The sequence below is a fragment of the Antricoccus suffuscus genome (assembly GCF_003003235.1).
GTDB lineage: Bacteria > Actinomycetota > Actinomycetes > Mycobacteriales > Antricoccaceae > Antricoccus > Antricoccus suffuscus.
The window spans coordinates 128187-153980 of sequence record NZ_PVUE01000001.1; the positions used below are offsets into that span (position 1 = coordinate 128187).

Below are 25794 nucleotides of genomic sequence, written 5' to 3' on the forward strand. Positions count from 1 at the left end.
CGCACACGCAGGAATTGTCAGCGAATCCGCTGGATCTCGTCCGTCGGCGCTTCCTCCGCATGCGCAGGCGGAGCAGGCTTCTCGACCCGCTTGCGCTGACGCTTCCCACCTACCGCGGTCTCCGCGTCGGAGAGTTGCACGTCCTTTTGCGGGGCGTAGCCGTATCCATAGCCATACCCGTATCCATAACCAGTCCCACCCTTTTCGGGCGTCATGTTGAAAACGGATCCGAGCAAACGCGCATCCACGGACTCGAGGCGCTGCACCGCGAGTGAAGCCTGCTCCTTTGTCGTCTTTCCGTGGCGTACGACGAGGATCGCGCCATCGGCCTGTTGGGAAAGCAGAGCAGCGTCGGTTACCGGAAGTAACGGAGGCGCGTCGATCAAGATGACGTCATAGTGCTCGCGCAGCGTTGCAAGAGTCGCTGTCATTGCTTTCGACTGGAGTAGCTCTGCGGGGTTCGGCGGGATCGCGCCACTGGAAATGACGTGCAGGCCGCTGTCCCCCCAGGGCTGGACCGCGTCTTCGGCGTCTATCCGGCCGATGAGCACCGTCGTGAGACCGACAGTCGGCTCCAGATGCAAGTACTCGGAGATCTTCGGACGACGCAGGTCCGCCTCGATAAGCACGGTGCGTTGACCGGCCTGCGCAAGTGTGATCGCCAGGTTAACGGCGGTCGTTGACTTACCATCAGCCGGCAGCGGACTGGTCACCACGAAGACCTTCGACGAGCTGTCTACGTCGACGAATTGCAGGTTGGTCCTCAGCATTCGGAATGCCTCGACTCGCGGAGCGTGACTGTCGAGCTGGGTAACGAGTGGTCGCTTGGCCGCGTGCGAGTCGAAGAAGATGTTCCCAAGCTGGGCCGCGCCCGTGGCCTCTTTGAGCCCATCCGAGTTCTTAAGCGAATTGTCGAGGATTTCGCGCAACACCGCGGCGCCGATCCCGACGAGAAGACCGAGCACGGCCGCAAGCCCGATGTTACGCAGCGGTTGCGGGCTAACGGCGCTCGTCGGCACGGTCGCCGGATCGACGATGGTCGCCTTGATCGGAGCGTTCTCCTGGCCCGGTGACGTCTCGAGCTCTCCAACGAAGGTCGTGAACTCCTGGGCGACGGATTCGGTCAGCTTTTGTGATTGCTCGGGGCTCGGGTCTTGCACCGTGACTTCAAGAATCACCGTCTCCGGTACGACGGTCGCGGTGGTGCGGCTCGCCAGTGAGGCTGGTGATTCGTGCAGATCGAGCCTCTTGACTACCCGCTCAGCGATCTGCTTCCCGGTAATCAGATCAGCGTAAGAAGAGACGCGTTGCTGGGAAAAGAGTCCGCCCTGGTATGCCGCACCGGTGTTGTCCGACTGCGGGGTGGAGATGAAGAGTCGTGCCGTCGACTGGTATTGCGGCGTCGCCTGCAACGTGAACAGCGCGGCCGCGGCGATCGCGACCAGGAAGCAAGACACGATCAGCAACCAGCGTCGCCGAATGATCTGCAGGTAGTCGCGAAGGTCCACGGGGAAGACGCCCAATTCTCTGAGGGGTGGCGTAAAGACCAGCCGATTATTGCAGTTCTGGCTGATTCATGTGTCGTCGTAACCAAAACGCGACGTCACACCGGTCACTTCTTCATCACGAATCGGTGGTGATTTGGCGCATTGGTAGGGTGAAAGTTTGCTGTGTGAAGGTAACATTCGCCAGGTTGAACCCCACAACCGCTTAACCGCACTAGTTCGCTCGATATTGACCTGGAGGCCCCCACCCATGTCTGGTACACGCATGTCTTCCGCTCTGCGTGATCATCGTCGCGGGGTGCTCTTCCTATTTGATTCCGCCGCGTGGGGTGTCGCAGTAGTCCTCGCATCGCTGGGACGGATGGACTTCGAACCGCACCAGGTTGACTGGTCCGGCGCGGTGTGGGTCTGGCTGATCGCGATCGCCCTTCACACGGTGATCGCCTGGTCTGTCCGCCTGCATCACGGCCGCGCGACGGTGGCCACCCTCGAGGAGATGGTGTGGCTTGGCGCCGTGGTCGTCGGCGCTGGGACGACGCTGTTTCTAGTTAACCTCGTTGTCCAGGTCGCGCCGCGGTCGGTACCGCTGACGGCGATGCTTGCCGCGCTCGCGATTATGGCGTGGGGGCGCGCGACCTGGCGTCGCCTGAACGAGCGTGATCGCCGCCGGGTCGGCGGCACCGACGGCGAACCGATCATTGTCATTGGAGCCGGCGACGGTGGCCGGCAACTGATCAAGTCCATGCACGAAGATCCCACGTCACAATGGAAACCGGTGGCACTGCTGGATGACAGCCCGGCGAAACGCCACCTGAGAATCAATGGTGTCCCCGTGGTCGGCACGGTCGACGACGTGGAAAAAATCGCCGACGACACGGGCGCCAAAACCGTTGTCCTCGCTGTTCCGTCGGCAGGTGCCGAGTTCGTACGGCGAGCGTCGACATTGGCAACGGATGCCGGATTACGGGTGAAGGTGCTGCCCGGCATCAATGATCTTCTGCACGGCAGGATCGGGATAGGTGACGTTCGCGACATCGACGTCGCCGATGTCCTTGGCCGACATCAGATTGATACCGATATTCAGTCCATTGCGGGTTACCTCACCGGGCAGCGGGTCTTGGTTACTGGCGCTGGCGGGTCAATTGGATCTGAACTGTGTCGTCAGATCTATAAATACGGACCCGCCGAATTGATGATGCTGGATCGCGACGAGTCGGCTTTACATGCCGTGCAGCTATCGATTTTCGGCAGGGCAATGTTGGACTCCGACGATGTCGTGCTTGCGGACATACGTGATCGGCAAGCAATCGACGAGATATTTGCAACCCGACGCCCGACGGTGGTGTTTCACGCCGCGGCTCTCAAACACCTTCCGATGCTTGAGCAGTATCCGGCCGAAGCCGTCAAGACGAACGTGTGGGGATCGCTCAACATCCTAGAATCCGCCCGAGAGTTCGGCGTCGAGCGATTCGTCAACATCTCAACGGATAAGGCAGCCAATCCGTGCAGCGTGCTCGGATATACGAAGCGAATCGCGGAGGGGCTGACAGCGACCATCGCCGCCGAATCCGACGGCACCTACCTAAGCGTCCGTTTCGGCAATGTTCTCGGCAGCCGCGGATCGGTCCTTACCGCGTTCGCCGCGCAGATTGCGGCCGGCGGTCCCGTGACCGTGACACACCCGGACATCACCCGCTATTTCATGACTGTCCAGGAAGCAGTGCAGTTGGTCATCCAGGCTGCAGCAATTGGTCGTGACGGCGAAGCGCTTGTGCTAGACATGGGCGAGCCCGTGAAGATTGAGGATGTGGCTAACCAGCTGATCGCGATGTCGGGCAAGCAGGTCGAGATTCAGTACACGGGCTTGCGCGATGGCGAGAAAATGCACGAGGAGCTGTTCGGTGCAGGCGAGCCCGACGAACGCCCCGTTCATCCGTTGGTCTCGCACGTGGCTGTACCGTCGGTGAACGCCACGACAGCTCATGCACTAAACACAGGTGCCTTCCGCGAGGCGATTGTCCATGACATAAACCATGTGTGTGACGCGATGGCGCAGATGCAGGAAGTTGGATCGACTGAATGACGTCCGACGGTCAGGCCAGTCCGCGCATCCACATGTCCTCTCCTGACGTTGGGGAGCTTGAGGAGTCCTTCCTTGTCGATGCCGTCCGATCAGGATGGATCGCACCGTTAGGCCCCCACGTTGACGGGTTTGAGTCGGAGCTTGCGAATCGTTGCGGGCGTGGGCATGCAGTGGCGCTGAGCTCTGGCACCGCCGCATTGCATCTAGCACTGCTCCAACTCGGCGCGCGTCCGGGCACCAGCGTCATCGTGCCGACGATGACGTTTGCGGCGACTGCCAATGCGGTTGTCTATACCGGCGCATCACCGGTCTTCGTCGACTGCGACCCATTCAGCGGAAATCTCGATCCGGAACTGCTCGGCTTCGCGATGAGCACACTAAGTGCCGAGGGCCAAACGATCGCCGCCGTGATGACCGTTGACCTGCTCGGCAAGTGTGCTGATCACGACGCGATTGAAGCTCTTTGCGATCGCCACGGCGTCCCGGTGCTGGAGGATGCGGCGGAGTCGCTTGGTTCGGTCGATCGAGGCCGGCCGGCCGGCTCATTTGGTGCGGCGGCGGCGCTCTCATTTAACGGCAATAAAATCATGACCACCAGTGGTGGCGGGGCCCTACTAACGGATGATGCTGACTTTGCGGCGCGAGCAAGGTATCTGAGCACCCAGGCACGTCAACCCGTCGAGTTTTATGAGCACACCGAGGTTGGCTACAACTACCGCATGAGCAACCTGCTCGCGGCGCTGGGTAGGGCGCAATTGCAGCGCCTTGACGAGATGCTCGCGCGGCGGCGTGAGCACCGCGAGCGTTATGCTCGGACCTTTGAGAGGGTCGAGGGAGTCGAGGTGTTCCAGCGGGACGGAGATGAGTCGGACAATTGCTGGCTCACTTCGCTATTGGTCGATCCCAAACGTGCTGGTTGGGAGCGACAAGATCTCAGCAAGGAACTCGCGGCAGGCAACATTGAGTCTCGTCGGCTTTGGAAGCCGATGCACTTGCAGCCGGTATTTAGGGAGGCGAGAGCCTTTATATCCGGCGCGGCGGAGCGCCTGTTTGCCACCGGTCTCACCCTTCCGAGCGGATCTGCTCTCGACGAGTCCGACGTTGAGCGGATCGACTGTATCATCGGCAATTTCCTGGATCGGGTCTCGTGAGCGCGCGAAACCGTAAACCGTATGACCGATTCAAGCGACTGATCGATGTTTCTGTAGCCGCGGTCGCGCTGGTAGCCACGGCCCCAGTACAGGCTGCTCTCGCGATCGTCGTGCGGAGAAATCTCGGGTCGCCAGTTCTTTTTCGGCAACGCCGTCCGGGCCGCGACGGTCGGCCATTTGATCTGGTCAAATTCCGAACAATGCGCGATGTCGATCTCGTTCGTGGTCTCGTGACCGACGAGGAGAGGCTGACACCATTCGGCCAGAGACTTCGCCGAACGAGCCTCGACGAACTGCCTACGTTGTGGAACGTTCTGCGAGGGGACATGAGTCTGATCGGCCCGAGGCCCCTGTTGATGGCATACCTCGACCGATATACGTCGCAGCAGGCTCGCCGCCACGAGGTCCGACCAGGTGTCACGGGCCTGGCGCAAGCTTCCGGACGGAACGAAGTGCCGTGGGAAGATCGATTTGCGCTCGACGTCGAGTACGTCGACAATCGAAGTTTGCGCCTGGATGCATGGATTGCAGTGAAGACTATTCTCCAAGTCCTGACGCGAACTGGGGTCAGTGAGCCCGGTCATGTAACGATGACAGAGTTCGGTGCGTTCACAGTCGACGACGGTTCGGTATGACGGACCTAATCATCTTTGGATGCGGCGGGCAGGGTCGAGAAATCGCATCAATGACATCCGCGGAGGGAATTCGGGTGCTGGGCGTCGTCGATGATTCTCCGAGTGATCTAAATCTAAGTCGACTGCACGCGCAAGGACACACGTACTTAGGGACGAGTGCTTCGATGCCCAAGATCCCTTTGCAGACCAAGTACTTGATCGGTATCGCGAATGGAGCAGCTCGAGAACGAATCACAGCGATAGCGGAGGGGCATGGACTTCAGGCTTTCACCTTCCGCCATGCCAGCGCTAGCATTGGATCGGATTGCATGCTAGCGCCCGGAACAGTGGTTTGGCCCGGAGCTCGGCTTACAACGAACATACGAGTCGGTCAACACGTGCACATTAATCAGAACGTGACCGTCGGACACGACACCGATCTCGGTGACTACGCAACGGTGAACCCGTCCGCGTCTATCTCTGGTGACTGCCAGGTCGGGCGGCGCGCGCTCGTCGGCGCTTCTTCAGTGGTGCTTCAAGGCCGCCGCGTCGGAGATGACGCAGTTGTTGGCGCCGCCGCGTGTGTTACGCGCGATGTCCGGGCCGGGTCGGTAGTCAAAGGTGTACCGGCGCGGTGACGGGCCGCGTATCGCTTGCCGTACTTGAGGGGATAGCCCTGTGAAATCCAGAAGATCGCGCTCGCGAGGACGGGAGCAGTTTAAGGCCGTCGAGCCGCTCCTGGCGACGCTCGAACGCATAACGGTTAGGTTGCCGCGGGCAGCAAAGGAGTGGGCATACGGAGCACTTCGGTTTCGACAGAGTCGAGCCAGTCGCGCGTTTCGATACGTTCTCCTGCGCACGCTCACAATGTCATGTGGACGGCTGGTAGACGTGCGCGAATCGGTGTTCTTATTTTCTCTAAAGAACCTTGAAATCGGGAATCGCGTGAGCATTCATCCGATGTGCTATATCGATGCTTCAGGCGGAGTACGGATTGGTGATGATGTTTCTGTCGCGCATGGCGTGACTATCATGTCGACGGAGCATCAGTTTGTTGATATCTCGGTTCCAATACGAGATCAGCCGATCGAATTTGTGCCAGTTGTGATCAATAATGATGTCTGGATAGGAGCGGGGGCCAAGATCCTTGCTGGTGTCAGCGTTGGGCACGGATCAGTGGTGGCCGCTGGAGCAGTAGTTACTCGCGATGTTCCCCCACTGATGGTCGTGGCGGGGGTTCCAGCGCGAGTCTTGGGCGCGAGATCGTGATGACCCCCTGCGTCGTCAAGCCGTCTGGGGCACATTGTGACTAGGCCTTCGCGCGGAGAGATCATCAATGACTCGCCGAGCCTGGCGGTCGTCACCACAACCCTGAATCGCGCCGATCTGCTCGAAGAACTGTATGAGAGTCTGCGGGTGCAGTCAGACACCGATTTCACCTGGTACGTGGTCGACGACGGTAGCGCAGACCGAACCAAATTGTTTATCCAACATCTCTCGAGGACGGCGACTTTCCCGATTCGACTGTTAGCGAATAAATCAACAATTGGAAAGTGTGCTTCGTTAAATCGCGTGTTCAGTGAAGCCAATACCGATATATGTGTTGTCGTCGACAGCGATGACACCATCACGCCTGAAGCTGTTCGGCTAATGAAAGCTGCTGTGTCGGCGAGTGAACAAGACGAATCTATAGGCGCCATCTTTTTCAGATATGTCGATCCGGAACTCAAGCTCATCGGTCCAACACTCCCACACGAAGATATCCGATTAAGTCGCGCTCGCCACGATGAGACATTTGGAAAGTACGATGGATGCGTCGGCTATCTACGCAGGGTCTACTCGGCAATTGGCTATCCTGAGTACCCAGGAGAACGGTATCTCGGTCCTACTGTACTGCAGTTGCTCATGGAGCCAAAATGGAAGATGTGGTTCACCAACACCGTAGTGGGTGTCGCGGTGTATCGGGCCGGCGGTCTTACGGCGCAAGGGCGTGCGCTACGCGTTAAGAACCCACGGTCAATGATGAAGTACACACAATTGCAATTTCAGCAAGCTAGCAGCCTCCAATCCCGACTTAAATATGGTGCGATGTACTTCGCATACCGGAGGTTCTGTGGCCAACGCCTTCGTAGCGAACTGCGCGGATATCCGCTCGAGCGGCTCCTAGGTCGAGGGATGGGCCTTGCGCTCTCGACGTACTGGCGTTACCGAATCCGATCAAAGTATGGGGGTGTCGGGTAGTATGCCCCAGTTGTCAGTGGCCAAGCGAATCGATCTACGCACGTTCGATCGACGAACCGAACGCCGAAGGCAATCGCACCAAGCGAGTCTTATTTTCCAAGGTGTCGTTGTCCTAGTTCTCTGGCTATACGTATCCAGCAGTGTGGACGGCCAACGCCCGTGGGATCAGTTGTATCGGCTTGCGTGGGCCGGCAACCTCCTCCTCATCGCCGAGTTGGTGCTTCTTCGCCGCATCACAGGCCGCCTGTTTTCGCCGGTCGTTCTCTACTTCCTGTTCCTTTGGTTATTCACGTGGGGGCAACTCGCTCTCTTTGCATTCGGCGTCTCGCCAGATGGAGCAGACGTACTCAATCGTGAGCAGGCCACGTCTGTGGTGACAGCTGGAAAGTACTTTCTATACGCATACTGGGCGTGCTGTCTCGGAGCGGTCGTCGCCAATTGGGTGTTTCCACAGCGCCGCGGGTTGCGACGGTCTTCTCCGTCTGCAGTTGATTGGGAGAGCGCAATAAGAACGGTAGGATATCTCTCTATTGCAATCGGGATTGTCCCCTTCGCGATCATCAATTTTAACAACTTTCGCGTAATATTCGCCGGCGGATACTCTGCGTACTATGTTGAGGGGGCGCGTCTTGATTCGCCGTTGCTTAGCGTCGCATATCTGCTAATTGTTGGTCTCGTTCTAATAGGTATCGCGGGGTCGCTGACATCCAGGCGCGCTGCAATCATCGGGATTCTGGCTATCGCGGCAGTTCGGTTTGCGGCAGGTGATCGTGGCGAAGGGATGATCTATCTTGTCACTGCGCTGCTAATCTGGACTGAGCACGGTCGAGGGGTTCGGCGTCGTTCTAGCGTCGCGATCGTCGGCATTGGGGCGCTGGCATTGCTCCTAATTCCTGCGATCGGCCTGCTTCGGCAAAGCTACGGGACAGGGGCGCAGGACTTCGACGTCTTCCGGGACAATCCCGTAAGCGTCACATTGTCGACAGTGGGGGGAACTCTTTTCCCTCTCGTTAAGGTAGTCGAATTGGTTCCTGGTGCACACGAGTATGCACTTGGATCGAGTTATGTCGGTGGGCTTCTGGCTGCGGTCCCCGAGCCGGTCCGGAGCGCCGCGACCTCGGCTCTTGGCGTTGATACGGACATGCGCAGTCCGGGTGTTTGGCTACAAACTACCTTGAATATGTCCTATGGCCCTGGCTTTACCCCATTTGCCGAGAGCTATCTAAATTTTGGGTCAGTTGGCGGTTGTATCGCGATGGCACTCTACGGTGGCATATTTCTTCTCCTGCTGAGAATGCCTACGTCCACTGATTCAAGTAGAACTATCCGAGTTGTCCTAGTGCTCGCGACGTTCGCACTCGTGGGCTTCTCAGTTCGTGGATCGATCAACTCAGTCTTCCCCTACTACGGCAAATATGTAGTCGTTCCCGCCTTTGTCATACTGCTAGTTGCGCAGCGATCGCGATTACGTCGCGCGCGGGCGGCAGCCGGGGAATCGGAAGACGAATGAGCCCATATCGCGTCCTGATTATTGTCAGCTCTCTCAGAATTGGCGGTCCGCAAAAGAGTCTCGTTGGTCTGCTGGAACGGCTTGATCCTCGACAATTCGACGTAAATCTGCTCGTGCTCGACCCAGGTAGCGACGCGCTCGCGCCTTGGATCCCGGGCCACGTAACCGTGCTTGCAACTCCTCCAGCGTTGACCAGCGCGACTATTCCCGCGACCGATGCCGCGAGGCACATTGCTCGGCTGTTCCGCATAGGCGGGGTGCGTAGTTCCTGGAAGCTACTTAACCAGATTGTTCGCGGCGCGGCAGCTACGGGCGGACGACAACAAGCGCGACAGCACGTGTGGCGCATACTCCGGAAGCGGCTTCCGAAAATTCCCGGGAAGTTCGATATGGCCATCGGTGTTTTAGGTCAGTCTACGTATTGCGCTGTCGACCTAGTAGATGCTCATTTCAGGTACCACTGGGTGCGAAGCGATACACGTGTTCTTAATCGGGATGTCGTTCTGGACGGTCGGTATTTCGGATTGATACACGGCGTCGTGGCGGTATCCACGCTTTGTGCAAAGATCTTCGAGGATATGTATCCCGTACTGCGTGGATGCACCCAGGTCTATAAGAACGATATACCGAATGGGCCATCGATGGAGCGCGCCGAGGTCATGGTGCCGCTGGCTGCCGAGGGCACGGTGAACTTGCTTACGGTCTCACGACTGGATCCGCTTAAGGGTCTCGAACTCGCGGTCGCCGCGTGTGATGAGCTGGTCCGTGCTGGGCGTCGGATCCGTTGGGTTGTACTAGGCGACGGGCCGAGTCGTGCGGAGTTGGAGGCCGAGGTTCGGGCGCGCGGACTGCAACGCTACTTCCTTCTACCCGGGTCGGTGAGCGATACATTGCCCTATGTAAGCGCGGCCGATATCTATGTCCATCCCTCGCGCACAGAAGGGCGCTCGAACTCAGTAGAGGAAGCTAGAGCAGCGGGCAAGCCTATAGTCGTCACGAACTATCCGACTGTTGCAGATCAGGTCGAGAACGGCGTGACCGGGGTAGTTTGCGAGATTGATATCGCGGCTATTGGATCGGCTATCGGTCTATTGATCGATAACCCAGTCTTTGCTGAGAAACTTGGACACAATGCCAGCGTGAGGTACGCCGAAGAAGTCGATGATCCGAACGCTCTGTTCGCGGCGCTTTGCACCGGGCGGATCGCAGCGTCATCGGGCACCGATGAGTGATTACAGTCTGAACCTGGTAAGCAAGGCCGTCTCGTTAGTGTCTGGCTTCGCAGTCTCGATAATCGTGGCGCGATATTTGGGCGTAGTGCTGCGTGGTGACTACGCGTATGTGACTCAGGTCGCGGGGCTGGTCGCAATATTTCTCGGGTTCGGCCTCAACTACGGATTCCCCTACTTTTTCAAACACCGACTCGGCAAGTCGACGTTTGAAGTGTTCATGCGCATATTCTTGATCCAGTTCGCGGCCTACGTAGTACTCAGTTTCGGGGTTTTCGCCTTGGTCAACTCTGAGCTTGTGCGAGCGACTGTGGTGCTTGTGGCGCCTGCGGTCCTCTATCAGCAGCTCGAGGGTTCGATGGCCGTCTACAATATCCGCTTGAAGATCTGGGCGAACATTGGAATGTCCATCTTTCGAGTTGTTGCTTTCGTAGGTGCCCTCTCCCTTTTTCCTCGAGGACTCATTTGGCCGGTGGTCCTTACTGCGCTCGCATGGCTGGTGCCCTTCTTTGTGTACCTGGTTGCGGCCCGCCGGATGGTCTTCATTCCTGTCAATCTCGTACACGCACCGGCAATCTTTCGGTACAGTTGGTTGCCGATGCTGAGCGCGCTTCTCGTAGTGCTCAACTACAACGTAGATACGGTACTTTTGAAGTGGCTTGGCACGCCCGACGATCTGGGACACTACGCCGTTGCCGCAGGCCTAATCGTATATCTGTGGGTGATTGCTGACGCAATCAAGGAGGTCTTGGTGTCGCGCGTTGCTCGTAGTTCCGACCCCCGGCTCGTCGTCGGGCCGCTTAAGATCGCCGTCGCAGCAACGCTGGTGTGTGCGCTTTTCCTGGCGGCTGTGGGCCGCCCATTGATATCGCTTGCATTCGGCCCTGCATATTCGCCTTCATATCCGCTGCTGTTGATCCTGAGTTTGGGCGCCATAGGAATGATATATTTCAAGATCCTTGGGGTAGTGATGCTGGCAGACGGGCGATCGAGGCTATACTTCGTTTCGCTTGCGGCAGCCGTGATGATTAACGTTGTCGTAAATCTGTTTGCTATTCCGCGGTTCGGCGCTGCGGGCGCTGCCTGGACTACCGTGTTGTCCTATTCGGTAACTGCAGTTGTCTTCTCCGTTCACTTCTGCAGGATTTCTGGAGTGCGCGCGCGCAATTTGTTCGTAGTCCGCCGTGCTGACTTGGCGCAATTTAGATCACGAATTGGGAGATAGTCGTATGACAAATATTCGAACGCTGGATTGGGCGCGCAAAGCTTATCTTGCCAAAATTCCATTGGTGCCAAGAATTCTCGGGCGAGTTACCAGGCTTTTCTACTCGTGCGAAATTCCGTACACGGCTGCGATCGACCCAACGGTAGTCTTCGCGCACAGAGGGCTCGGTGTAGTGATTGGACATGACACCCAAATCGGAGCCCGCACACGCGTACTGCAGAACGTGACGATCGGGGGGCGAAGCGGTGTGCGCGCCAACCCGCGTATTGGTAACGCCGTGCTCATCGGTGCTGGTGCTGCAATACTTGGAGACGTCAAAGTCGGTGATGGGGCGCAGATCGCCGCCCACGCGGTCGTTCTGACAGATGTCCCACCGGGCGCTACTGCGGCCGGGGTCCCTGCAAGAATCGTCGCCCCTAGAGTGTGAGGATCGTACGTTTTTAGTTGTGAGACCAAGTGGGCTACGTGCCGTGGTAGCGATGCTCCAACTCGGTCCAGATCTGTTCAGGTACGAAATCTGTTAATGTACGCAAACGTCCCGCCTGTCCCAGGTTTGACCGAAGATGTGGGTCCGCTGCGATCTGATTGAGCCGCGCTGCCATTGCGAGACTGTCGCCAACGTCGACCAGGAATCCGGTCTGCCCGTCGATCACTGAGTCGCGCGCTCCTGTCGCACGTGTCGTAACTACGGGTAGGGCCGCGGCGCCGGCCTCGAGCACAACATTCGGGAAGCCTTCCCGCCGAGTTGGCAGGCACAGCGAGTCGGCCGCGGCAAGTATCGGGACTACATCTGTCACGGGGTTCTCGAGGTGAAGCCGCGGGCCGAGTCGTCGGAGATAGTCTACGACAGCGCCGTTCTCGACCTCTCCGACCGCCAGAAGGTGAAAGGTCTCGGTTTCCGGTCGCAATAGAGCGTCAACCAGGTCGTGAATTCCCTTGTCAGATGCCAGCCGGCCGAGGTAACACACCACAAACGCATCAGGAGGAATTCCGTGGCCTGCTCGAAGACCCGTCGTGTCCAGTAGTTCTACGCGCCGTGCGATCTCGCGCCCCTGCACCCCGTTGCTGCTACCCGATTCGATCACCGTCAAGTGTTTTGGCCGGGCGAGTCTGGCGGCGACCAACTCGTCGCGAAGGCTGGCTGAGACCACGAGGACGTCGGTACTCATCGCGATCGTTAGCCGTTCCATGGCCCACAGAACCGCACGCCGAACTCCCCGCTCGCCCTCAAGCCGGAGACCCCGGACGAGATAGACGCGACGTGGCACACGTCGTAGCAAAGACGCGATAGATCCGATTAACGCCGCTTTGGGAGTGCTGAGGTTCGTCACCGACGGTCTTATTCGTCCTAGAAGTCGCCACCACTCCCGAAGGCTCCGTAGATCAGAGAGCAATGCGATCTCGCGGCGCATTGGAAGTTCATGAACCGCGACACCTTCTCGTTTGCGAACAGTGTCAACTTGGCTGCCCGGGGAACATACAACGTGGACCTCCCACCCCGCCTTCCGCATGAATGCGAGTTGGCCGCGTAGCAGAATCGCCGCTGTTTGGGGAGCGGTGACGCCATAAAGCAGCACGTTGGGCCGGTGCTGGAAAGTGAGCGTAGAACTCATTTTTCGCTTCATGTGTATCGCCCTTTGACCGTGTCGGCGATTCTGGTCACTGGGGTAACTGCGACGCTCCTTCAGTGAACCACGTGTAGGTGCTATCCAGCCCACTATGCAATTCAGTTGGACTCACAGAAGGAAAGAGTTTTCTGAGCGTCGAGTTCTCCGCTTGAGAATGCGGGACATCACCCTGCCTGGGATCCCGGTGGCGGACCTCAAAGGTGCTCCCGTGGATGTCCCTCAATTCATCGGTCAAGTGGCGGAGGGTCGTGTTAGTGCCGAAGGCGAGGTTGACGGGTTCCGGATGGGTAACCCGGCGCTGGACCGCGTCAAGTAGGACGGCGCAAACGGTGCCGACGTAAGTGAAATCGCGAGAATTCGTTCCATCGCCGTTGATCCAGACCGGCTGGTCTTTGAGGATGGCGTTGATCCAGGTCGGGATGACCGCTGCGTAGACATGCCCTGCGCGTTGGCCCGGCCCGTAGACGTTGAAGAATCGGAATGCGAGGGTATCGAACTCGAAAGACTGCTGGTAGGCAAGAACGTACTGCTCAGTCGCAAGTTTGCTCACGGCGTACGGGCTCATCGGGCGGACCCACTCGCGCTCACCCTTCGGCAATGCCGGATTCATGCCATATACCGAGCTAGATGAGGCGCACATGACGTGGTTCGTGGCAGCGCGTCGCGCCTGATCTAGCAGCATAAGGGTGCCTGTTGCGTTGGCGTGATGAGTCCGCAACGGATCTTTGATACTGCGCGGCACGCTCCCGAGCGCGCCAAGATGGACAATCGAGTCAATGCCCGAGACTGCGCTGGCAACCGCGCCCTCATCGAGCAGCGACGCTTCCCGAAAATCAACATCAAGACCATCGAGGTTGTCTCGGTAGCCGTTTGACAAGTCATCGAGTACTCGCACTTCATGGTCTGCGTCGAGGGCCAGTTTGACCAGATTGTGGCCGATGAAGCCGGCGCCGCCTGTGATCAAAATTCGCATATTTGCGGAACTTTCCGTTAGAGACGGAGGTCGGCGGTCCCGGTAGGGAGCGCGCCCTTGAGATCGTATAGAACTTGGCCGGCTGGTTTTCCGAAGTCACGAATTTTTCCTGCGCCGAGTTCACGGAATTCATCGTGCGCGACAGCGAGGACGATGCCGTCATACGCGCCTGGCTCGGGGGAGTCGATGATGTCAATCCCGTGTTCGTGTTTCGCCTCGGTGGTGTCTACCCACGGGTCGTGAACATCGACTACGAGGCCATATCCCTCGAGTTCCCGGACGACATCGACGACTCGGGTGTTGCGAAGATCGGGAGTATTCTCCTTGAAGGTCAGACCCAGAACCAATACCCGCGCGGAGCGAATGTCGAGTCCGGCGCGAATCATAGCTTGAATAAGCGTTGTTGCAACGTATGCGCCCATGCTGTCGTTGAGCCGCCGACCCGCGAGGATTACTTCCGGGTGGTACCCGATGGATTGCGCCTTGTGGGTGAGGTAATAAGGATCCACGCCGATGCAGTGGCCGCCCACCAGACCCGGCTGGAAGTTCAGGAAATTCCACTTGGTCGCTGCGGCGGCGAGGACGTCCTGGGTCTCGATGCCGAGCCGGTTAAAGATCAGCGCTAGTTCGTTTATCAATGCAATATTGATGTCTCGCTGGGTATTCTCAATTACCTTCGCGGCTTCGGCGACCTTGATCGACGCGGCCCGATGCGTTCCGGCGGTGACCACCGTCTGATAGAGCGAGTCGACAAACTCGGCAGCTTCGTCGGTCGACCCCGAGGTCACCTTCATGATTGTTTCGAACCGGTGTTGCTTGTCTCCCGGGTTGATGCGCTCGGGGCTATAGCCGACGAAGAAGTCGCGATTGAACGAGAGCCCGCTCATTTCTTCGAGGACGGGTACGCAGTCATCCTCGGTCGCTCCTGGATACACCGTTGATTCGTAGATGACGACATTGCCCGGGCAAAGTGCAGACCCGACTGTCTTGGATGCTGCGAGGACCGCCCGCATATCTGGTTGCTTGTGCTCGTCGATTGGAGTCGGCGTCGTCACGATGTAGACATCGACTTCATCCAGGTCGGATGGAGTCGTGCTGAACCGCAATTTGTTCGCACTTTCGAGTTCTGCAGCGGATATCTCTCTGGTCCGATCGTTGCCGGCAGAAAGCTCATCGATTCTCGTGGAGTTAATATCGAACCCGACCACGTCGAACCGCCGGGCGAACGACGCCGCCAGCGGAAGTCCCACATAGCCGAGACCAATCACGCCAATGCGGAGATTCGAGTCGATCGAAAGCACCAGGGATCCCCAAAAGTTGATCGGACAGGACGACGCACGAAAGGATACTGGCATCCCATCAGACGTCAAACTCCGCCTACCGAACGGGTGCGCACATCCACTGCCTGGCCACTGCTCGGCGAGCGCTCTGGACACGTTGTCGTCGCCCAGGACTAGCGCATTAGCTCGCCGCCACGCACTGCTGCTGGCGCCCGCCGAAGGCCATTAAACTGGCTGAACTGCCACTTCGGCGTGTGCAATCTCACCTGCCCTAGCAGCCCGTTCGCGGCGATGAGCCGCCGGGACGGGAGACGGAGCCGATGCGAGCCTCTTGATTTGTCTCCGCGAATGCTCGAGGAACTGCCTTCGTATCCAACCTTAAGTCTCGCGTGGGGGCGCGGCCGCGCTGATGCTGGACATCGAAGACTGGTGAGCACAGAATCTCAGCTCGCACTCGAGTCTCGGGGCGGACGATGGCGTCCACTAGCCCTCGGGTCTCGTGGATGAGGTGCCAGGCCCAGGCGAGGACAGAGGATTTCGATTTGCTCGCGATCATGTAGACCGTGATTGGTGTCGCCTGTCGCCTGTCGCACGAGCACTCGGGCCCGAGTGGTGTGGCACGTCGAGGTCACCACCGCAATGGACGTCCAATTGTGCTGCGCCGCGAGCTTCGCGATCGCTTTTGCCTCGCCCCGCCTGTCATCGGTGTGTGGCACGAAGCAGATCACCTGTGGACCGCTCGCGGCCTTGCATTTCTAGTTCGCGCGCGCATTTTCCGGGCCGGGGAGTCCGACACGACCAAGGTCAGCGACACGCCTTGCGCGACGAAATTCTGGCCAACGGGAAGGCGCTCCGGCGACCCGCCGAGCACGACGACCGCGCCGGCGTGCTCTGGTTGATCGACGGCAGGATCGATAAAGAAGAAGTAGCACGCGATCAGCCACGCGACGATGAGAGCGCTGATGCCGCTGAGGAATGGATGTCGGCGCATGGCTTCAGATCGATAGGGTCCGGGGCAGTAGAACGTCGAAGTGACCCGGCGCACGAGGCGCTGGGTCACTTCGGCGTCCTCTAGTCGAGGACATTTCGGCTTACGTGGTTTCGACTCGCAAGCTCGCTTAACCAGCGAGAATGGTGACGCTCAACCAGCGATGGTCGGTGCCCCGGCTAGTGGCCGGAGCTGAGGCGGTGTACCGGCAGGCTGGGGGTGACCTTCTGTCGCAGCTGTCCGATCTTCTCGACCTCGAGCAGCACCTCGTCGCCTGGCTTGAGCCAGCCGCGGAAGGTGTCCGGCGCGGTGAGAGAGTGCTCGTAGAGGCAGCCGCGACCGACCGTGCCCGACCCGAGCACGTCGCCCGTGCGCAGCGTCGTACCTCGGGATGTGTAGGCCACGACGTCGTCGAAGGACCAGTCGATGGTCGACCAGTTGCCCTTGCTGATCTGCTCGCCGTTGATCGACGCGGTCATCGTCAGGTCGAAGCCCTTGCCGGAGCGCACTGGCTCCAGCTCGTCGGCCGTGATGAGCACCGGACCGAGAGTGGTGGCGCTGTCCTTGCCTTTTGCCGGTCCAAGGCCGAGTTGCATCTCGTCCATCTGCAGGTCCCGTGCGCTCCAGTCGCAGTACATCGTGTAGCCGATGATGTGCTCGTTTGCGTCCGCTGGTGCGATGTTGGTGCCCGGTTTGCCGATGACAGCGGCGACTTCGAGCTCATAGTCGAATTTCTCGCAGCCGGGGGAGATCGGTACGTCGTCGTGCGGGCCGACGACCGCGGCCGGGTTGGAGATGTAGAACGCCGGGTAGAGGCTGTGCCGAGGGTCGATCTCGCCGCCGCCGCGACAGTTGCGGATGTGCTCGTGGAAGCACATCGAGTCGCGCAGCGACGGTGGCTGCAAGGGGGAGTGGATGGTGACGGAGTTCCACTCAACCTGCTCACGCGGGTTCTGCCGCGCGTGTGCGCCGGCCTCGGCGAGCGAGCCCGCGTCTGCGAGGAGCTCGACCAGAGGCCTCGTGGAGTCGAGACCATAGATGAGCTCGCGCTCGACGACTCCGGTCCTCGTCGTACCGTCCGGTGATGAGTAAGTTGCCCAACGCATGTCAGTTGCCCTTCGTTGCTGGCTCGCCGAAGCCTTCGAGTCGTGCGATCTCCTCGAAGATGTCGAGGATTTCGGGTGCGGGATGTGCAGGATCGAGCTGGTGGTAGACGTTGAGGACGTTCTGGACCACGCGGCCGCGCTCATTGAGCTCGGCGAATTTGCCCAGGTCCATGTTGCGCGCAGCGTCCTGCGCGGTGACGCCTTTATGGAAGGCCTCGGTCGCTTTCTCCTGGACGAAGCTGAGGTAGTCGCGGTTCGCGATGATGCCGGACTTGTCGGTGACCGGACCATGGCCGGGTACGACGGTCTCGACGTCGAGTCCGAGCATCAGGTCGCAGGCGTCGATCCACCGCTGGAGCGGACCGGCCCACGCGATCGGCGTACCCCCGATGAAGAGGATGTCCCCGGCGTACAGGGTCTTCGCGGACGGCACGTAGGCGATGATGTCGCCCGCGGTGTGTGCGGGGCCGACCTGGATCAGCTGCACCTCGACGCCGCCGACGTCGACCGTGGTCTCGCCCTCGAAGGTGCGCGTCGCCGGGGTGGCGGTGATACCGGAGAAGTCGAACGGCCCGAAGATGGAGCGTGCGAAGTCGCCCGCCGCACCCTCGAGTGACTTCATGCCCTGGATCCGGGTTACATCGGCCTGGGTCATGTCCGCGTTGGTCGCTTTAGACGCGATGATCTCGGTGCCGTCAGGCAGCAGCTCGTTGCCGAAGTAGTGGTCGCCGTTGGAGTGCGTGATTGCGGCGTACTTCAGCGGCGCGTCCTTGGTGAGATGGGCGATGCCGTCGAGCATCTCCTGGGTGAGCGCGAGATCGAAGTGCGTGTCCACCAATAGCGACTCGCCCTTGCCGGTGATCAGGCCGGAGTTGCTCCAGCCCCAGCTGCCGTCGGGAAGCATCCACGAGTAGCAGCCGTTCCCGAGATCGTGCAGCCCTCGGGGGTAGTTGAGGTCGATCATGAGTTACCTTCCGTTCGTTGTAAGACGCCAGACGATTGGCTTGTGCCGTGGTACGGGGTGGCGTAATGACATGTGGCGAACTGTTCTTCGCCGACTTGGATCCGCGGTGGTTCTTGCTGGGTGCAAAGATCGGTGGCAAACGGGCATCGGGTCCTGAAGGTGCAGCCCGACGGGATGTTCAGAGCGCTCGGGATCTCGCCGGTCACCCGGATCCGCTCCTTCTGCCGCTGCACGACGGGGTCCGGCACGGGTACGGCGTCGATCAGCGCCCGGGTATAGGGGTGGCCGGGCGTGGAGTAGACGTCGGCAGTCGGACCGAATTCGACGATCTGGCCGAGGTACATCACCGCGACGTAGTCGCTGATCGTCTGGACGAGGGCGAGGTCGTGCGAGATGAAGAGGTAGCCGACGCCGGTCTCCTGCTGCAGATCCTGCAAGAGGCCGATGATGCTGGCACGGGTCGAGACGTCGAGCGCGGCGACCGCCTCGTCGGCGACCACGAGCTCGGGTTTGCAACCGAGCGCCCGCGCGATCGCGATGCGCTGCCGCTGGCCACCGGACAGCTCGTATGGGTAGCGGTCGACGAAGCTCGACGGGAGTCCGACGAGGTCGATCAGCTCCTTGGCGCGGGTACGCCGATTGCCGCGGGTGAGGGTGTCGGCCAGCATCTCGGGTTCGGTGACGATGTCGCCGATCAGCCACGTCGGATCGAGCGAGGAGTAGGGGTCCTGGAAGACCATCGGCATGCTGCGCTGAATCGTGCGCATCTGCTTGGTGCCCGCGGCCATCACATCGGTGCCGCGCAGCATCACCGAGCCACTGTCGGCGGGGATCAGGCGCAGCATCAGCCGCGCGGCCGTGGACTTGCCAGAGCCAGACTCGCCAACCAGCCCTAGCGTCGTACTCTCATCGAGCGTGAAGGACACCCCGCGCACGGCGGCGACCTGCTGCTTCTTGCCGCGGCGGCGTACCTTAAACGTCTTCGACAGGTCGGTGACCTCGAGCAGGCTACTCATATGACTTCCACTCGCTCGCGTGCGGGAAACAGGCATCGGGCCAGGTGTGCGCCCTCGATCGGTCGCAGGTCGATCGGACCGACGCGGCACTCGTCGCGCGCCAGGGTGCAGCGCGGCGCGAACCGGCAGCCGGCGGGCATCTGGTCAAACGTCGGCACCATCCCGGGAATCGGTACGAGCCGCCGGTTCTGCCCGCTCGGGATCGAGCGCAGCAGCGCTTCGGTGTAGGGGTGCTGAGTCTGCGCGAAAAGGTCCATCACATCGGTGGACTCGACGACCTGCCCGGCGTACATCACCGCGACCCGGTCACAGATGTCCGCGATGACGCCCAGGTCGTGCGAAATGAACAGGACCGCCAGATTTTCTTGCTCCTGAAGGTCCTTGAGCAGGCCGAGGATCTGGTCCTGGACGGTCACGTCGAGCGCGGTGGTCGGCTCGTCGGCCAGCAACAGCGCCGGCTCGCAGGCCAGCGCGATCGCGATGACCACGCGCTGGCGCATCCCGCCGCTGAAGTGGTGCGGGTAGTCGCTGGCACGTTTCGCCGCCGATGGGATGCCGACCCGGTCGAGCATCTCCACCGCACGCGCCCACGCCTTCTTCTTCGACCAGCCCAGATGCTGCCGCACACCTTCGGCGATCTGCTCGCCCACGGAGTACGCCGGGTCCAACGCGGTCATCGGCTCCTGGAAGACCATGCCGACCTTGTGCCCACGGATTGCGCGCATCTGTTCCGCGCCGAGGGTGGTGAGGTCGGTGCCGTTGATCTTGACCTGGCCGGAGGTGATGTGTACGCCGGATCCGAGCAGGCGCAAGATCGCCAGCGCGGTCATCGACTTTCCCGATCCGGACTCGCCGACCAGCCCGAGGGTCTCGCCGGGAGCGATGGACAGGGACACCCCGTCCACGATCGTGATCGCGCCGTTGCGGGTTTGCGCCTCGACGACGAGGTCGGTGACCTCGAGGACATTTACGTCGGTGCTCAACGTCGTACCTCCCTGCCCAGTGAGTCCCGGATCGCGTCCCCGACGGTGTTGAAAGCCAGCACCGTCAGCAAGATCAGCAGCCCGGGTAAGAGGACGAGTAGCGGATTGGTCGAGGCGTAGGTGACGGCCTTCTGCAGCAGCGATCCCCACGATGCGTCGGGCGCCTGTACGCCGAGGCCGAGGAAGCTCAGACCGGCTTCAAACAGGATCGAGAAGCCGACGGTCAGCGAGATCTGCACGATGAGCGGGGAGAGCACGTTGGGCAGCACGTGGGTGCGGATGATCTTGGTCATCGGGCAGCCAATCGAGCGTGCTGCCTCGATGAACGTCTCTTCCCGTACGACGATGGCCATGCCGCGCGCGATCCGGAAGAACCGTGGGGCGGTGGCGATGCCGATGGCCAACATCGCCTTGGTTACGCCAAAGCCCAGCACCGCGACGATCGCCATCGCGAGAAGCAGGGTCGGGATGGCCATCAGCGCATCGTTGATCCGGCTGAGGGTCGCGTCGACCGCGCCGCGTTTGTAGCCGGCGATGAGCCCGAGAGGAAGTCCGATTGCCACACTGATCACGGTCGCCAGCGCGCCGGCGTACATCGTCACCCGAGTCGCGGCGATCAACCGGGACAAGAAGTCCCGGCCGAGGTCGTCGGTGCCGAGCAGGTGGGCGCCGGACGGTTTTGCAAGGGTGTTGGACAAGGTTTGCGCCGTGGGGCTGTCTGGCATTATCCACGGAGCCGCGATCGCGACGACGATCAGCAGGACGATGACCGCGAGCATCACCATCGCGAATTTCTGCGCGCGGAAGCGTCGCCAGAAGCGCCCGCCGCTGGACTCGCCGTCGTATGCGACAACCGGCGCCTGGCCTGTCTCGGAAACCTCTGAGGTGGTGTTCATTCTGCTGCCTTTGGGTTGAGCCAGCCGTACGCGAGATCGACCAGCAGGTTGACCAGCACGACGACGACGGTGGCCAGCAGCACGGTGCCCTGGACCATCGGGATGTCACGGTCGAAGACCGCTTTGATCATGAGCGTGCCGATGCCAGGGATCGCGAACACCGACTCGATCAGCACCGAGAGGCCGAACAGCCTGCTCACCTGCAGTCCGGCGACGGTGACGACCGGGATCAGGGCGCTGCGCAGCGCGTGCTTGATCAGGATGGTGCGCGGCTTGATCCCTTTGGCGTGCAGTGTGCGGATGAAGTCCAGCTGCAGGGTGTCGATCACGCTGGCGCGGGCCTGCCGCGCGACCTCCGCTGCGCCGCCGGCGGCCAAGGTGACGACGGGGAGCGCGAGGTGCGACACCCATTGGATCGGGTCTTCGGTGAACGGCACATAGCCGCCGGTCGGGAACAGGCCGAGGCTCACACCAAAGAATGTCACCAGCAGGATCCCGAGCCAGAAGTTCGGCAGCGCGATCCCGACAGACGATAGAAACAGCATTGCTCGGTCGAGCAGGCTGCCGGGACGAGAGCCGGCGATGACGCCGACGATCGTCCCGACAACCATCGACACGATGAGCGCGCCGACCACCAACGAGATCGTGACCCAGATCCGACTGGCGATCGCGGATCCGACGTTGTAGCTGGAGAACAGCGATGTGCCGAGATCGCCATGCAGCAGGCCCGCGAACCAGTTCCAGTAGCGGACGATGAACGGCTCGTCCAACCCGAGCGCTGCCCGGAGGGAGGCGATCTGGTCGGTTGTGGCGTTATCGCCGAGGAGCGTGAGCGTCGGGTCGCCTGGGATGAGGAGCGTCAACGCGAACACCGCAAGTGACACGATCCAGATGAGCACCACCATCATGCCCAGGCGACTGAGAATCTGACGCAACACGCTTGCCTCCTACTCCTTATATATAGGTGTGGCTACTTGGTGATTTCGACGTTGCGCAGATCGACCACGCTGGCGACGGTGCTCGGGATACCGCGCACCTTGTCCGTCATCGCGGTCGGCAGGCTCGCGCTGCAGATCGGCAGATGCATGTGCTGCTCGATCGTCACCTTCGACAGCGCCTGGTAGGACTTCGCGCGAGCGGCCTGGTCCTTGCCCGCCAGGCCCTCGGCGGCTAGCTTCGTCACCTCGGGGATGTCGAGAGCGCCGGGGTTAAACAGCCCGGTCGGTAGGTAGAGGCTGGACACGGTCCGTGACGGATCGCCGGCGCCGGGCCAGACCGACGTGTAGGCGTCGGTGACCTTCTGCGCGTTGAAGTTTCCGAGCAACTGCACCGGTTCGGTGATCTGAAGGTCGACCTTGATTCCGATCTTCTCGAACTGCTCAGCCAGGGCCTCCGCGACGTTGGAATACTGCTGGACGTTGATCGCCGCGAGCGACATCTCGAAGCCGTCCGGGTAGCCCGCCTCGGTCAGCAGCGTCTTCGCCTTCTTTGTATCTTGTGCAATCGCGTCCTTCGGGACGTCCGTGGACGCGGCCCAGTACCCCTTCGGGAACATCTGCGCAGTCGGATCACACGCGCCACCGAGCAGGCCCTTGTTGATGCCGCTTCGATCTATGGCCAGCGAGAGCGCCTCGCGCACCTTTGGATTGGCCAGGGCGGGGTTCCGCGACATGTTGAGGTAGACGAGGTACGTCGCCGTACTCACCTTCGCAGGGTCGGCAAGCCGAATCCCCTGGTTCTTGGCCGAGTCGAGCTGGTTCATGTTGATGCTCGTGGCATCGAGCTCGTTGGTCGTAACGCTGCGCAGCCGCGTCTCTGGATCGAGCTGGATCATCATCTCGATCTTCTTGACGGCGTTCTTGTTGAGGTTGTAGTAACCCTCGAAGCGTTCGTAGCTGACCTTGACGCCGGGGTCGTCGGCGGTGACTTTGTATGGGCCTGCGCCGACCGGCATCAGGTCAAGGTCCGGGTTGCTCATCGCCGTCGGGCTGACCATCATCCCGGCGCGATCGGCCAGGATGGCGGTGAGCGCGCCGTTTGGCGCGTTGAGGTTGAGCTTGACCGTCTGCGGGTCGACGACATCGACCGTCTCAACGGTGGCCAGGTCGGGCTTGATGGTCGACTTCGCGTTGGTCTTGCCGCGTTCTATGTTCGCCTTGACGGCATCGGCGTTGAACGCGGTCCCGTCGTGGAACTTCACGTCTTTGCGCAGCTTCAGGGTGAGGGAAAGTCCATCCGCGCTGTACTCGCTGGACTCGGCGAGCATTGGGACGACCTTGCCGTCCTCGTCCAGGTCGAAGAGGCGGTCGTAGACCGGAAGCAGGAAACCGGGGACGAACTGGTTGGCCGCGGTGACTGGATCGTAGTTCTTGCCACCGTCCGTGCCATATCCGAACCTGAGCGTGGCATTTGGGTCGGCGGCCCCCTTTGGTTCACCAGAGGAGCCGGAGCCGGTGCCGGCACAGCCGGCGAGCATCATTGTGCTGGCGACGGCGCCTATGAGGGCGCCGCGTAGAAAGCGGTTTTGTGTACGTGGCATGTGCAGCCCTCTCCCCAGGGGCCTCGGCATACTTATGTGCCCGAGACCGTGCATTCGAAAGTTTGACGCCGAATTTCGACCTTGCAATGTATGGTTCGGGTCGAATATCGGATGACCATAATTGCCGAAATGAGAGGAAGTCAACTGTGCGTGACCAAAACGTTGCCGAACTAGATGACCTGGACAAGTCAATAGTTGGCGCGCTGCAGCAGAACGGTCGCGCTTCAAACGTGGAGATCGGGCGTGCGCTCGGGGTAAGCGAGAAGACCGTCCGATCGCGAATTGCGCGCCTGACCAGCGACCGAGGACTCCGAATATCGGCGGTGCTGGACGAGCCGATCGCAGCCGTGCAGATGCTGTATCTGATTGATGCCGAGCCAGGACGGCGGTTTCATCTTGCCGAAGAATTAGCGATGCACCCGTCGGTCAACAACGTGCTGCTCGCCAACGGAGCCGCGGACCTTATCGTCGGCGCGTCGTTCTCCGATGCCGATAACGCGCTCAAGTTCTTGGTGAACACGATCGAGGGTTCGGCCGACGTGCGCTCATCCACAGACTGCACGATCATCTCGCGGATCGGCGCCGATGAAACCGCGATGCACTCGGATGCGCGCGTTCCGGAAATCGACTCCGATGTGCTGCTGGAGGCGACCCTGCATCCGCCGGCGTTTTCCCACCTCAACGAGATTCTCGAGTGGATGTGCCACACTGCGGCGCGTGCGTTCGGCGCCGATCACGCGCTGTCCCTCATCTACGCGCCTGAGCGCACGCCCGAGATTCCAGCGTCGCCGCGTGTGCTAGGTGCTGGAACCTTCGGTTTCTCGCCGACCTATCTCGATCGGATCAGCGAACGGCTAAAGAGCGGCACAAACGTCGGCGTCATTCGGCGTTGCCTCGAGACCCGTCAGCACGTCTATGTCGACGATGCGAGGACGAGTCCGCTAATGAAGGGCGCTGAGGATGTCATTCGCAGCGAGGGGTACATTTCGATGCTCGCGGTCCCCGTGCTGTTCGGATCGATTCCGTTCGGAGTGTCGACGATCTACTTCGATCGACCGACGACGATTGACGAGCACTACGTCGCGACGATCCAGCGCTTCATCGACCAATGCGCCTTCGCGATTGCGCGGGTCGAGGAAGGCGTAACCGAGTATCTCCTGGGTGGCCGACTCGAAAACTAGTCCGGATGCGGGCCTTGTCCTACGCAAAATAGATTGTCCTCGCGATGATCGACCAGTGCGACGACTGCCGCTGGGGCCGTCGGATGCCAGTTACGGAACCTGCCGATGGAGAACTCAAACCCGGCACCCAACTACGCGCTGCTTGGCGGTCGAGCGGACCACCCGAGTGAGATAAGGGTGGCCCCGCGCCAGTACTCGCCTGAATTGGCGCGGGGACCGCGTGACGTAGTCAATGAGTCACGGCAATATAGGTACCCACAGCGACTAGTCTCAAACAACGAGAAACACGACCTCGTAGGGTGAAGCGGCGGGCTGCATACGGTAAGTGAGGCCCCCGGGCAATTCGGGGGGATTGGGGGCCTCTGCGACTCGCTCTCGGGAGAGTTCGCCGCGTGGCCTCGGTAGCGACTCCGTGGCCATTTGGTCCCAGGAGCGACCCGGGACTTGTTAAGTCTACGTTGTCGTTTGCGCAGTGCGCAGCCACCCATAAACCTGTGGCCAAAGCTACTGTCGGTCAATTGACCGAATAAAGTTGCTGATTCTACTACCGCTGACCAGCAATCTAGTATTAGATAATTAAGCACGCATCAAAGGGACTCCGGGGGGAGCTGCATTGACACCGTGCGTCGACTCGAGTTATTAGATGGGGATCTATTCTTCGAGTGTCCGGTATAGATGCCGC

General features: G+C 60.5%; 23 protein-coding genes. 11 read left to right on the plus strand and 12 right to left on the minus strand.

Translation table 11 applies throughout. The features are described 5' to 3' along the window. Window positions 1–17: 17 nt before the first annotated feature. Window positions 18–1508, minus strand: a complete 1491-nt coding sequence (locus tag CLV47_RS00635) for a tyrosine-protein kinase domain-containing protein (RefSeq protein WP_106347067.1) — start codon at window positions 1506–1508, stop codon at window positions 18–20. Between the two features lie 592 nt (window positions 1509–2100). Between CLV47_RS00635 and CLV47_RS00640 the strand changes: the two genes are divergently transcribed. From CLV47_RS00640 to CLV47_RS22710, 10 genes are all read left to right on the plus strand, one after another. Next, the gene (locus CLV47_RS00640) at window positions 2101–3588 is read left to right on the plus strand and encodes a polysaccharide biosynthesis protein (protein ID WP_420313789.1); all 1488 of its coding nucleotides are present in this window, start codon (window positions 2101–2103) and stop codon (window positions 3586–3588) included. 32 nt (window positions 3589–3620) lie between these two features. After that, complete coding sequence (locus CLV47_RS00645; RefSeq protein ID WP_238145182.1) at window positions 3621–4739, plus strand: DegT/DnrJ/EryC1/StrS family aminotransferase; 1119 nt, start codon at window positions 3621–3623, stop codon at window positions 4737–4739. Next, entirely contained in the window at window positions 4736–5374 is a 639-nt protein-coding gene (locus CLV47_RS00650) for a sugar transferase (protein WP_106347070.1), read from the plus strand. Before CLV47_RS00645 ends, CLV47_RS00650 begins: the two co-directional genes overlap by 4 nt. Beyond that, window positions 5371–5991 (plus strand): acetyltransferase, encoded by a 621-nt coding sequence (locus CLV47_RS22700; RefSeq protein WP_202862301.1) that lies wholly within the window; start codon window positions 5371–5373, stop codon window positions 5989–5991. Before CLV47_RS00650 ends, CLV47_RS22700 begins: the two co-directional genes overlap by 4 nt. 253 nt (window positions 5992–6244) lie before the next feature. Then, window positions 6245–6622, plus strand: coding sequence for an acyltransferase (locus CLV47_RS22575; RefSeq protein WP_272946772.1), 378 nt, complete (start codon window positions 6245–6247; stop codon window positions 6620–6622). Window positions 6623–6658: 36 nt separating this feature from the next. Further along, window positions 6659–7594, plus strand: coding sequence for a glycosyltransferase family 2 protein (locus CLV47_RS22705; protein ID WP_170110885.1), 936 nt, complete (start codon window positions 6659–6661; stop codon window positions 7592–7594). A 142-nt stretch (window positions 7595–7736) separates the two neighbouring features. Beyond that, window positions 7737–9104 carry an O-antigen polysaccharide polymerase Wzy gene (wzy, locus tag CLV47_RS00670; RefSeq protein WP_170110886.1) on the plus strand — a complete coding sequence of 456 codons (1368 nt, stop codon included), beginning with the start codon at window positions 7737–7739 and terminating at the stop codon, window positions 9102–9104. Next, window positions 9101–10336 (plus strand): glycosyltransferase, encoded by a 1236-nt coding sequence (locus CLV47_RS00675; protein ID WP_106347074.1) that lies wholly within the window; start codon window positions 9101–9103, stop codon window positions 10334–10336. Before wzy ends, CLV47_RS00675 begins: the two co-directional genes overlap by 4 nt. Next, window positions 10329–11558 (plus strand): MATE family efflux transporter, encoded by a 1230-nt coding sequence (locus CLV47_RS00680; RefSeq protein ID WP_170110887.1) that lies wholly within the window; start codon window positions 10329–10331, stop codon window positions 11556–11558. Before CLV47_RS00675 ends, CLV47_RS00680 begins: the two co-directional genes overlap by 8 nt. A gap of 4 nt (window positions 11559–11562) precedes the next feature. After that, complete coding sequence (locus CLV47_RS22710) at window positions 11563–11985, plus strand: serine O-acetyltransferase (protein ID WP_106347076.1); 423 nt, start codon at window positions 11563–11565, stop codon at window positions 11983–11985. Window positions 11986–12019: 34 nt separating this feature from the next. Here the strand turns inward: CLV47_RS22710 and CLV47_RS00690 are convergent, their stop codons facing one another. From CLV47_RS00690 to CLV47_RS00740, 11 genes are all read right to left on the minus strand, one after another. Beyond that, window positions 12020–13183 (minus strand): glycosyltransferase family 4 protein, encoded by a 1164-nt coding sequence (locus tag CLV47_RS00690; RefSeq protein ID WP_106347077.1) that lies wholly within the window; start codon window positions 13181–13183, stop codon window positions 12020–12022. 34 nt (window positions 13184–13217) lie between these two features. Then, a complete protein-coding gene (locus CLV47_RS00695; protein WP_106347078.1) occupies window positions 13218–14159 on the minus strand; it encodes an NAD-dependent epimerase/dehydratase family protein in 942 nt (313 codons plus the stop codon). A gap of 17 nt (window positions 14160–14176) precedes the next feature. Then, entirely contained in the window at window positions 14177–15460 is a 1284-nt protein-coding gene (locus CLV47_RS00700) for a nucleotide sugar dehydrogenase (protein WP_177557448.1), read from the minus strand. A gap of 703 nt (window positions 15461–16163) precedes the next feature. Beyond that, window positions 16164–16499: a hypothetical protein gene (locus CLV47_RS21785; RefSeq protein ID WP_146135240.1), complete on the minus strand. Its 336-nt coding sequence runs from the start codon at window positions 16497–16499 to the stop codon at window positions 16164–16166. 107 nt (window positions 16500–16606) lie between these two features. Continuing rightward, window positions 16607–17533, minus strand: coding sequence for a fumarylacetoacetate hydrolase family protein (locus tag CLV47_RS00710; protein WP_106347081.1), 927 nt, complete (start codon window positions 17531–17533; stop codon window positions 16607–16609). A gap of 1 nt (window position 17534) precedes the next feature. After that, window positions 17535–18497 (minus strand): MBL fold metallo-hydrolase, encoded by a 963-nt coding sequence (locus CLV47_RS00715; protein WP_106347082.1) that lies wholly within the window; start codon window positions 18495–18497, stop codon window positions 17535–17537. Beyond that, window positions 18494–19513, minus strand: a complete 1020-nt coding sequence (locus CLV47_RS00720; protein ID WP_170110889.1) for an ABC transporter ATP-binding protein — start codon at window positions 19511–19513, stop codon at window positions 18494–18496. The genes CLV47_RS00715 and CLV47_RS00720 overlap by 4 nt, the downstream gene beginning before the upstream one ends. Beyond that, complete coding sequence (locus CLV47_RS00725) at window positions 19510–20496, minus strand: ABC transporter ATP-binding protein (protein ID WP_106347084.1); 987 nt, start codon at window positions 20494–20496, stop codon at window positions 19510–19512. The genes CLV47_RS00720 and CLV47_RS00725 overlap by 4 nt, the downstream gene beginning before the upstream one ends. Then, a complete protein-coding gene (locus CLV47_RS00730; RefSeq protein WP_106347085.1) occupies window positions 20493–21392 on the minus strand; it encodes an ABC transporter permease in 900 nt (299 codons plus the stop codon). The genes CLV47_RS00725 and CLV47_RS00730 overlap by 4 nt, the downstream gene beginning before the upstream one ends. Continuing rightward, entirely contained in the window at window positions 21389–22330 is a 942-nt protein-coding gene (locus tag CLV47_RS00735) for an ABC transporter permease (protein WP_146135241.1), read from the minus strand. The genes CLV47_RS00730 and CLV47_RS00735 overlap by 4 nt, the downstream gene beginning before the upstream one ends. Window positions 22331–22362: 32 nt before the next feature. After that, window positions 22363–23931: an ABC transporter substrate-binding protein gene (locus CLV47_RS00740; RefSeq protein WP_170110890.1), complete on the minus strand. Its 1569-nt coding sequence runs from the start codon at window positions 23929–23931 to the stop codon at window positions 22363–22365. 146 nt (window positions 23932–24077) lie between these two features. Here CLV47_RS00740 and CLV47_RS00745 point away from each other — a divergent pair, with 146 nt between their 5' ends. Next, the gene (locus CLV47_RS00745; RefSeq protein ID WP_170110891.1) at window positions 24078–25112 is read left to right on the plus strand and encodes an AsnC family transcriptional regulator; all 1035 of its coding nucleotides are present in this window, start codon (window positions 24078–24080) and stop codon (window positions 25110–25112) included. Window positions 25113–25794 lie beyond the last annotated feature (682 nt).